Raw genomic sequence first — 10437 nt, forward strand, 5'->3', positions numbered from 1 at the left:
CTAAAATTTATATGCAATATTCCATGCAAATCCCATACTGAATTTAGAAGAACTTCTTCCAAATCCCGGAACAATCATAGGTTGTATGTCATCTTGTTTAGTGGTATAAACTAAATACCTAGGCTGCAGGTTTACATCAATATAAAAATTAGATTCAAACAACTGAACCCTACCTCCTATTGTTCCTTCTATCCAGTAAGATGATTGTGTAGAAGAAGGATAAGCAATCGAAGAATTACTTCCTCCGTACCCTCTTACCGGAACTGCCATATATTCCTGATTATAAAAGGATCCCGCCAGTTTTCCTCCTGCATAGAATCCATTAAATTCATTTTCCTTGTCTTTAGCCAACATATAAAACAATCCTAATTTTAAAAAAGGGCCATTAACCTTAGCATCATATCCATTTTTTTGATAGATATTCTTTTCAAAGCCCGCCTCTACGATACCATGCACATTATCTTTAAGCTTTGTAGATAAAAATCCCTGATACAGTTGCCTGTCTGAAAAAAAAGATACTCCTGTATTCAGAACATCGAACCCCACCATAAAGTTGGGCTTATAGTTCCATTTTTCTTTTTTGACTTCCTTAGTCTCCTGAGCGAAACTCAATATACTTATTAAACTAAAAAAGAAGGTATAGATTAGTCTTGTCTTCATTCTCTATATAATTTTGTCCTAATTCCAATTCTACTACAGGATCAGATTGTATTAATTCGGAAGTTAAATTTTGATATGTTTTCTTTACTCCACAGCCGGGAGAAACATAGGTTGATTTTGTGGAATAATTTATTCTCACCTGAGATTCGTTTCCATTTTTTGTTTCCTTGAAATAAATATCCGTATAAGGAGAATCGTCTACTCTTAAAGGAATCAGCCTTGATCCTGAGTCTTTCGTTCCTCCTAAATCCACCTTACCAGATCCATAGTCTACCGAAACATATAAAGAATCTAGTGTGGTTTCTTTACCGGATAACGCGGATTTAAACATCACTTTCATTCTCGGAGTTCCCTCACCACTTTCACATATATCATCATCTCCTCCACATGAGCACAACATACTCATACCTACGAGAAAGAAAAAAAATTGTAAGTATTTCATAAAATTCATTTAGGATCTAAAGCTTTCTCAATTCGAAATACGAGATCTTCATAGTGATATTTATTAACCAGATCTGAAGTATTGCTTTTTGCTAAAAGCTCTTTTTTAATTGTGTTAAGATTTCCTCTTGCTATCGCTGAAACATCAGATTTATCAGATGTTTTCGGATCCACTAATTTAATGAGTGTATCGATATAATTACGCTGAAGGTTTCTTTTATAAATGTCTGCATTGTCTTTTTTCAAAATGGCACTATTAAGATCGGCAAACAGTTCGATCACAGAATAAGAGTCTTTATCTATAGATTCCATCTGATACATATTCTGAAGAACCATTACACTTAAAATTCTTCCTAGAACCCCATTTTGAATTTCTTCTATAGTTTTCAATGGAGTCTTTCCGGTCTTTTCGAAAATTTCCTTTTTCATTAGCCATTGAGGAGTTGTAAAGATATTCTCATCTAAAAACTTCATAGCTTCTTTCTGTTCTTTTTTTGAAACTATTTCATAAACCACTCCCGGCTGTTCAGCTGTTTTGGGTGTTTCCATCTTTCCACCGATATATTTGGATACATGCCCTAGATATCTTCTGAATTGGAGCACGATCTGATCATACATCATCCCCAGATTCTCATAATCTTCATTAGGGGTATAAGTCCATTTTTCCAGATTATCTACAATTTTTTTCAGATTCTTAATTCCGTAGCGGCTTGCAATCATAGCATTATCCCCCACCTGCTCACTTTGGGATCTAGGGTCTAAAGGATTTGATTCCGTTCCAAACCATAGTCTCTCATTTTTCAGGCTTTTAATGACCCACTGATTCAAATGTTCTTTTTCCTGTTCAGGAGTTTTATAATTAAAGAATCTTCGATAGCCCCAATCAATTGCCCATTCATCATAATCCCCAATTCTGGGCATGATACCCGCATCACTGATATGATCTTCCGGCTGAGCCACGTAATTAAATCTGGCATAATCCATTATAGAAGGAGTATGTCCATTCTTTTCAACCCAATTTTTGTCTCTTAATTTTTCAGTCGGAACAGTGGAGCTGGAACCGAAATTATGTCTCAACCCCAAAGTATGCCCTACTTCGTGGGAAGAAACAAAACGAACCAACTCTCCCATCAGCTTTTCATCAAATTCCATATTTCTCGCTCTGGGATCATTAGGTGACGCCTGAATAAAATACCAGTTTCTTAAAAGCATCATTACATTATGATACCAATTGATATGACTTTCAAGGATTTCTCCGGTACGCGGATCAGCAATAGATGGCCCAGAAGCATTCGGCACATCAGAGGGTTTATAAACAATTGCAGAAAATCTTGCATCTTCCAAACTCCATTCAGTGTCTATTTTAGGGTCAGGGACTTTAGCATAAATTGCATTTTTAAAACCTGCTTTTTCAAAAGCTTTTTGCCAGTCATTTACACCTTGTATCAAATAAGGGACCCATTTTTTCGGTGTGGCAGGATCAATATAAAATACAATCGGCTTCACTGGTTCTACCAATTCTCCTTTTTTATATTTCTCCATATCTTCAGGTCTAGGCTCCAATCTCCACCTTTTAATGAGAGATATTTTTTTAACACCCTGAGGATCCAGATCAAAATCTGTATAACCCACTGTAAAATATCCGACTCTCGGATCAAAATATCTTGCCTGCATCTTATTTTCCGGTAACAACACAAAAGAGGAATTAATCTCCACCGTATAGTTTCCGCTTATTTTAGGCGCCGGTCCAGAAGAACTTCCCGGACTTGCACTTTTTCCAAGAGTACGGGCAAAAGTCTTAGTGGTGTTAATCTCAATGTTAGTAGGGAAAGATTTCACAAAATTCACAAAAGACATATCTTTCTGAAAAGCCCCTACTTTAAAAGCATCTTTATAGTAAACCGAAAAAGAGACCATATCATTATCCGCATTCAGCAGATCAGTCACTTCAATTACTGATGATTTTTTATTTTTCCCATAAGCTTTAACATCAAAAGCTTTAATAATTGATTGTACATTATTCCTGGTTACAGAACTATACATATCCGAAGTGGAGTCTTTAGCATAGTCTACATAGGAAATAGATCTCAGTAAAATCTTATCTTTCGGCCCTTTCTCAAAAGCAACAACCTGCTGCCCAATCTGGTCTCCTGCATATCCCGTGGTTCCGGAACGCATTCCTGCAGCAGCTTTGGTCAGCCTGCTTACAAGGAGAAACTCTTTTTTCAGGATATGGTCCGGAATTTCAAAATAATATTTCTCGTCTATCTTATGAATCGTAATAACACCTTCATCCGAAACTGCCTTATTGGTTATCACCTCACTATAAAGTTTAACCGAGTTCTTCTTTGATGTATCTTTTTTAGTTTTAACCGTATCGTTCTTTACTGCAGTCGAATCTTTCTCCTGTGCAGAAAAATTCGTTTGTGCTGCCAGCAATACAATCAATAAAAAAAATATAAGGTTCTTCACGGGTTATTTTAATTATATTTTCAAATTTAAATAATTATTTTTTGATAAGCAGTGCTATATTTTCTACATGATGCGTCTGCGGAAACATATCGACCGGAAGAATTTTAACCAGAGTATAATATTCTTTCATCAATGCCAGATCTCTTGCCTGTGTAGCCGAGTTACAACTTACATATACTATTTTTTCAGGAGAAAGCTTTAAAATCTGTTCCACTACTTTCTGATGCATCCCATCACGTGGTGGATCCGTAATTAATACATCTGCTTTCGGATGATTAGCCAGGAATTCATCATTAAAAATATCCTTCATATCTCCGCAATAAAAAGTGCAGTTGGTAAGACCATTCAGTTCAGCATGTTCTATGGCTGCATCAATAGCTTCCTGAACTGATTCTATTCCTATTACCTGTTTCGCATTTCTGGCAACATATTGGGCAATAGTCCCTGTTCCAGTGTATAAATCATAAACAACTTCATCACCTTTCAGATCTGCAAATTCCAGTGTTTTCCTATACAGCTCCAGTGCCTGTTTATAATTGGTCTGAAAAAAGGATTTAGGCCCTATTTTAAATTCTAATCCATCCATTTCTTCCATGAGGAATCCTTCACCAAAGTAAACATTGATATCTAAATCATAAATAGAGTCATTTTGCTTGGGATTGATGGCATACACCAATGTTTTAATCTGAGGAAAAGTTTCTAATAGAAACCCGAATAGTTTTTCTCTGTTTTCTTTTTCTTCTCTGTAAAGCTGAAATAAAACCATCCACTCTCCTTTAGAGTTTTGCCTCATCATTAAAGTTCTTAAAAACCCTTCCTGATTTCTGACATCAAAAAAATCCAACCCCTGTTCAACAGCATAATTCTTCACTGCTAAACGAATGGCATTAGACGGATCTTCCTGAAGGAAGCATTCTTTAAGGTCTAAAATTTTGCTCCACATTCCTGGAATATGAAAGCCTAACGCATCTTTATTTCCGAAGTTTTCTTCCGAGCTGATTTCATATTGAGTAAGCCATCTCGCATTTGAAAAAGAAAACTCCATTTTATTTCTATAAAAATACTGTTCTGCAGAACCTAAAATAGAAACTGTTTCAAAATCATCAAGCCCGCCGATTCTTTTTATATTATTATAAACTTCTTCCTGTTTAAAAGCAAGCTGTTTTTCATAACTCATATTCTGCCATTTACATCCGCCACAAACTCCAAAGTGAATACATTTAGGATCTACTCTAAAAGGTGACTGCTCCACAACATCTATAGCCTCGGCTTCATAATATTTTGACTTTGCTTTTTTCACTCTTACATTCACTGTATCTCCGGGAATGGCACCGGAAACCAATACTGTTTTCCCATCATCGGTCTTTCCTATAGCAACCCCTTTGGCACCCGCTGTTAAAAGCTTGATATTTTCAAGAATTATATTTCTCTTCTTTTTCATTCAGTAAATTCTATTTTTTCTAATGATCAAATGAAATCTTATCATTTCATTTCGCAAAAATACAATAAAAAAAACCTTATCCGCAGACAAGGTTTTATCTATGTTAAAGTTTATTATTTTGTAGGAGCAGGTGGTGGTGGTGGCAATTGCTCAGCAGGTTGATTCAATCCCGGCTGCAATTGTACTCTAGGGTCTACTTTAGGTGCAGAAAGTCCTGTTTGCTTATCAAGAATATTAACTAATTCCTGATCTCCTAAATTGAAGAAAGGTCTACTGGCAATTTTACCTTCTTTATCCATTACAATGAAACAAGGTAATTTGAATCCGTAAATCCCGTATTTCTTTGCAATGTCTGAGCTAAGACCTCCTTCACCATATACATTGGTTCCTTTAATTCCTTTCAATAATGAATTGCTTGTTTTAATAAACTGATCTTTAGTATCATCAACGTTTACAAAAACAAAGTTCATTTTGGAGTTATAGAAGTTAACAACTTCTTTCACAACAGGAATGGTTGCTTCACCGATATAAGGATTCCATGACGCATAAAATACTAGCATATATGGCTTTCCTTTGTTTTCTGAAAGTTTGTATGACTTTCCATCTTGCTTAATCAATGAAGCTTCAGGCGCCTGTTCTCCAATTTTAAATCCGTTAATAGCAAATTGGATTTTTTTCAAATCTGCTTTAATGGTAGCATCTTTAATATCTTCATCAATGATCTTTTTGATTTTCTCCACTGTTTTTTCAGCGGTTGTAGGATGAATATCCGACTGAGCCATTACAAAAGCCAATAAATAATCTTTTGTAGTCTGAGAAATATCTTTTTTACCTTTCAGATAATCATTAAATAATTCAGATGTAGTAATATCTGTTTTTCCTTTACTTTTTGCTTCTGCATATTTTTGGAAATCAGGACTCATTTTAGATAAAAGATAGCTTCTGTACGCCGGGTTTTCTTTTACCATTTCATCTTTGTTTGCCTGCAGTTTATTTTCATAATCCGTAAAGGCTTTTGTTACTTTGAAAGATGGGTTTCCTGAAATCTGCTTCTGTGTTAATTCATACTGAGACATTAAAGTAAGTAATGTACTGGCAATATCATTTTTCTTCCATTTAACAACCTCAGTGTCAGGATTAAACTTCTGTACATTTTCCTCTATATTTTTATTAACATCAGCCTCTACTTTCTGAACACCCTGAAGGAAAGTTTTCTCATCTTTCATCATAAGTTCATTGATATTAATGGTCTGTGCGTAGTTTCCAAGATATTTTTGGGCAGCTGTAAAGAAGTCATTATTCTTTTTAGCATCCCCTGTAATGACATATTCTGTCGGGAAAGTTGCTCCATTTCCGGAAATATCAAGTTTCTGCCCGGTTTTTAGATAAACAAGGTTCTGTTTTCCTCCGTAAGAAATAACATACATTCCACTTTTCGGAGCCTCAAAACTCCCCGCAAAAGTACCGTCGTTTTTAAGTCCTATATTCGTCAACGGTAATGTAGCTACTCCGGACGCTTCAATAAACTCAATTCTTTCTAATGGTGATCCTCCTGTGATTTTTCCTTTTACTTCAACTTTTTTAGAGCAAGACATCACAAATACTGCGATGATAAACAATAAAAGATATTTTTTCATTTTGAATATTATAGTTAAACAAAAATAAGTTTTTCAGTAAACTAATTGGTGCTTTTAAGAAAGATTTAACTAAAAAAAATCGCCTTCCAGTGAGGAGACGATTTTTTCGATTATTTCAATCTGTTTTATCCTTTATCCACTAAAGCAGACATGTATTCTCTATTCATTCGGGCAATATTCTCTAAAGAGATTCCTTTAGGACATTCCACTTCACATGCTCCGGTATTTGAACAATTACCGAACCCTTCTTCATCCATTGCCTGTACCATATTAAGTACTCTACGCTTAGCTTCGATTCTACCTTGAGGTAATAAGGCAAACTGAGACACCTTAGCTCCTACGAACAACATTGCAGATCCGTTTTTACATGTAGCCACACAAGCTCCACATCCGATACATGCTGCAGCATCCATTGCCTTATCAGCATCCTCCTTCGGAACCGGAATAGCATTAGCGTCCAATGTATTTCCGGATGTGTTAACAGAAATAAAACCACCTGCGGCCATTACTCTGTCAAATGCACTTCTGTCCACCATTAAATCTTTAATTACAGGGAAAGCTGCACTTCTCCATGGCTCAATAACGATAGTCTCCCCATCTTTGAACATTCTCATGTGTAACTGACATGTAGTAATACCTGTATCAGGACCATGAGCTCTACCATTGATGTAAAGTGAACACATACCGCAGATCCCTTCACGACAGTCGTGATCGAAAGCTACAGGTTCTTTTCCTTCATTAATTAAATTCTCGTTAAGGATGTCCAACATCTCCAAGAAAGAAGAGTCTGTGGAAACATCTGATATTTTATAGGTCTCAAACTGACCTTTAGTTTTATTATTTTTTTGTCTCCAAATTTTCAGCGTAAGATGTAAGCCTTTTTTTGCACTCATAATTTTGTATTTATAGGTTGGAGATTATTTGTAACTTCTAGTTTTAACCTCGATATTCTCGTATATCAGATCTTCTTTATGTAACACCTCGTTATTGATGTCTGCTCCCTGATATTCCCAAGCTCCCACATATTTGTAATTTACGTCATCTCTTTCCGCTTCTCCATCCGGAGTAGAGTGGTCTTCACGGAAGTGTCCTCCACAAGATTCGTTTCTATGTAGTGCATCGATAGCCATTAACTGTCCCAGCTCTAAAAAGTCTGCAACACGGAATGCTTTTTCTAGCTCCGTATTCATACCTTCTGCTTCTCCTGGAACTTTTACATTTTTCCAGAAGTCATTTCTTACTTCTTCGATTTCTTTGATCGCTTCTTTTAAACCTTCCGGAGTTCTTCCCATTCCCACTTTATTCCACATAATATTTCCTAATTGTTTATGGAAGTGATCTACTGAATGAGTTCCTTTATTATTTAAGAAGAAGTCTATTTTTTCTTTAATTCCTTTTTCAGCTTCAGTGAATGATGCTGAATCGGTAGGAATAGATCCTGTTCTGATATCTGCGGAAAGATAATCTGCAATCGTATAAGGTAAGACGAAATATCCGTCTGCCAAACCTTGCATCAGAGCAGAAGCTCCTAATCTGTTCGCTCCATGATCTGAGAAGTTAGCTTCACCGATTACGAAACATCCCGGGATAGTAGACTGAAGGTTGTAATCAACCCAAACACCTCCCATTGTATAGTGAACCGCAGGATAGATTTTCATTGGAGTTTTGTAAGGATCATCCGCAGTAATCTTTTCATACATTACGAATAAGTTACCATACTTCTCTTCTATCCAACTTTTTCCTAAATCATAGATCTGCTGATCTGTAGGATTATGGATGTGCTTTTCAAGAGCGGCTTCTTTTCCTTTTTTAATGATCTCCGTAGAGAAATCAAGATAAACTCCTTCTTTAGTATCATTATTTTCGATTCCGAAACCTGCATCACATCTTTCTTTAGCAGCTCTGGAAGCAACGTCCCTAGGTACTAAGTTTCCGAATGCCGGATATCTTCTTTCCAAATAATAATCTCTGTCCTCTTCTTTTATATTTTCAGGTCTTAATTTACCTTCTCTGATGGCCACTGAATCTTCTATTTTCTTAGGAACCCAGATTCTTCCTGAGTTTCTTAGAGATTCTGACATCAATGTTAATTTAGACTGCTGTGTTCCGTGAACCGGAATACACGTAGGGTGAATCTGCACATAACAAGGGTTTGCAAAATAAGCTCCTTTTTTATGGATTTTCCAAGCTGCAGAAACATTGGATCCCATCGCATTTGTAGAAAGGAAATATACATTTCCGTATCCTCCAGAAGCGATTACCACTGCGTGAGCGGAATGTCTTTCGATCTCTCCTGTCACAAGGTTTCTTGCAATAATTCCTCTTGCTTTCCCATCAACAATTACAAGGTCCATCATTTCATGACGGTTGTACATTTTAATTCTCCCTTTACCGATCTGGCGGCTCATTGCAGAATAAGCTCCTAATAATAACTGTTGTCCTGTTTGTCCTTTTGCATAGAAAGTTCTTTTTACCTGAACCCCACCAAATGAACGGTTATCCAGCTGACCGCCGTAATCCCTTCCGAAAGGAACTCCTTGCGATACACACTGGTCGATAATATTAGCTGAAACTTCAGCTAATCTGTATACATTAGCTTCTCTAGCTCTATAGTCGCCTCCTTTGATCGTATCATAAAACAGTCTATAGGTAGAGTCACCATCTCCCTGATAATTTTTAGCGGCATTGATACCTCCCTGAGCAGCAATAGAGTGTGCTCTTCTTGGAGAATCCTGGTAGCAAAATGCTTTTACGTTATAGCCTTGTTCAGCTAAGGTAGCCGCAGCAGAGCCTCCTGCTAATCCTGTACCAACAACAATAATATCAATTTTATCTCTGTTGTTAGGTGCAACAAGGTTCATATGGTCTTTATGATGTTTCCACTTGTCCTTAATAGGACCGGCAGGAATTTTTGAATCTAACTTACTCATAGTATTTTTGATATTATTGAGTTATATAATGAAATATTGCAATGAAGATAAACCCTAAAGGAATGATAACTGAATACCAATTTCCAATAGTTTTAATTACCGGAGTATACTTCGGATGTCTTGCACCGATTGACTGAAAAGAAGACTGGAAACCGTGAGCCAAATGCAATCCTAATAATACAAAAGCAATTACATAAATAGCTACTCTCCAAATATCCGCAAACTTCTCATGCAATTCCGGCCAGAATCTTTCAGCATCAGGTGCAATACCTTCTACATATTTGTAAGTAATCTCGTGTAACCAGAAGTCATACAAGTGCAGTCCTAAAAAAGCCAAAACAACAGCTCCGGAAATAATCATATTTCTGGACATCCAACTAGAGTTGAAAGATGCATTGTTTGAAGCATATTTAACAGGGCGTGCTTTATTATTCTTAATTTCCAAAACGAATCCCATCAAAAAATGGAAAATCACAGCGAAACCAAGAATAGGCTGCATTAAAAACTGTACAAAAGGATTATACCCCATAAAGTCAGAAGCTGTGTTAAAAGCATCCTTATTTATTACAGATAATAAATTTGTAGTTAAATGCAGTATAAGAAAAATCAGCAAAAACATAGCTGATAATGCCATAGCGTATTTTCTACCTATTGTAGAACTCGTTAAACCTGCCATACTAAGTCTAAATTTGAATTTCCACAAAATTAGGAAATGTTAACAATACAAAGAAGTGAGAAATCTCACAATTACCTAGTTTGTAATCTTTCTAAATAATTGTTAAAAACGTTATAAATACAGGAAAGTATAAAAATCGGAAGTTTACTTTAAATCATAGGATTTTCCTCTGAAAGACAC

General features: G+C 36.1%; 8 protein-coding genes. All 8 read right to left on the minus strand.

Annotated elements, in window-relative coordinates; genetic code table 11:
* The 8 genes from Q0A18_RS05755 to Q0A18_RS05790 all read right to left on the minus strand — a co-directional run bounded on the left by Q0A18_RS05755 (nucleotide 1) and on the right by Q0A18_RS05790 (nucleotide 10257).
* A complete protein-coding gene (locus tag Q0A18_RS05755) occupies nucleotides 1-660 on the minus strand; it encodes a DUF6048 family protein (RefSeq protein ID WP_292009222.1) in 660 nt (219 codons plus the stop codon).
* Complete coding sequence (locus tag Q0A18_RS05760) at nucleotides 626-1102, minus strand: DUF6452 family protein (protein WP_292009223.1); 477 nt, start codon at nucleotides 1100-1102, stop codon at nucleotides 626-628. The genes Q0A18_RS05755 and Q0A18_RS05760 overlap by 35 nt, the downstream gene beginning before the upstream one ends.
* Before the next feature lie 5 nt (nucleotides 1103-1107).
* On the minus strand, nucleotides 1108-3573 hold the full coding sequence (locus Q0A18_RS05765; RefSeq protein ID WP_292009224.1) for a zinc-dependent metalloprotease: 2466 nt from the start codon (nucleotides 3571-3573) through the stop codon (nucleotides 1108-1110).
* Nucleotides 3574-3607: 34 nt separating this feature from the next.
* Nucleotides 3608-5014 (minus strand): 23S rRNA (uracil(1939)-C(5))-methyltransferase RlmD, encoded by a 1407-nt coding sequence (gene rlmD, locus Q0A18_RS05770; RefSeq protein WP_292009225.1) that lies wholly within the window; start codon nucleotides 5012-5014, stop codon nucleotides 3608-3610.
* A 113-nt stretch (nucleotides 5015-5127) separates the two neighbouring features.
* Complete coding sequence (locus tag Q0A18_RS05775; protein ID WP_292009226.1) at nucleotides 5128-6651, minus strand: TlpA disulfide reductase family protein; 1524 nt, start codon at nucleotides 6649-6651, stop codon at nucleotides 5128-5130.
* Between the two features lie 125 nt (nucleotides 6652-6776).
* Nucleotides 6777-7544 (minus strand): succinate dehydrogenase/fumarate reductase iron-sulfur subunit, encoded by a 768-nt coding sequence (locus tag Q0A18_RS05780; protein ID WP_292009227.1) that lies wholly within the window; start codon nucleotides 7542-7544, stop codon nucleotides 6777-6779.
* 24 nt (nucleotides 7545-7568) lie between these two features.
* Nucleotides 7569-9581 carry a fumarate reductase/succinate dehydrogenase flavoprotein subunit gene (locus Q0A18_RS05785; RefSeq protein ID WP_292009228.1) on the minus strand — a complete coding sequence of 671 codons (2013 nt, stop codon included), beginning with the start codon at nucleotides 9579-9581 and terminating at the stop codon, nucleotides 7569-7571.
* Between the two features lie 13 nt (nucleotides 9582-9594).
* Entirely contained in the window at nucleotides 9595-10257 is a 663-nt protein-coding gene (locus Q0A18_RS05790) for a succinate dehydrogenase cytochrome b subunit (RefSeq protein ID WP_292009229.1), read from the minus strand.
* Nucleotides 10258-10437 lie beyond the last annotated feature (180 nt).

Source organism: Chryseobacterium sp., from assembly GCF_022712095.1.
GTDB lineage: Bacteria > Bacteroidota > Bacteroidia > Flavobacteriales > Weeksellaceae > Chryseobacterium.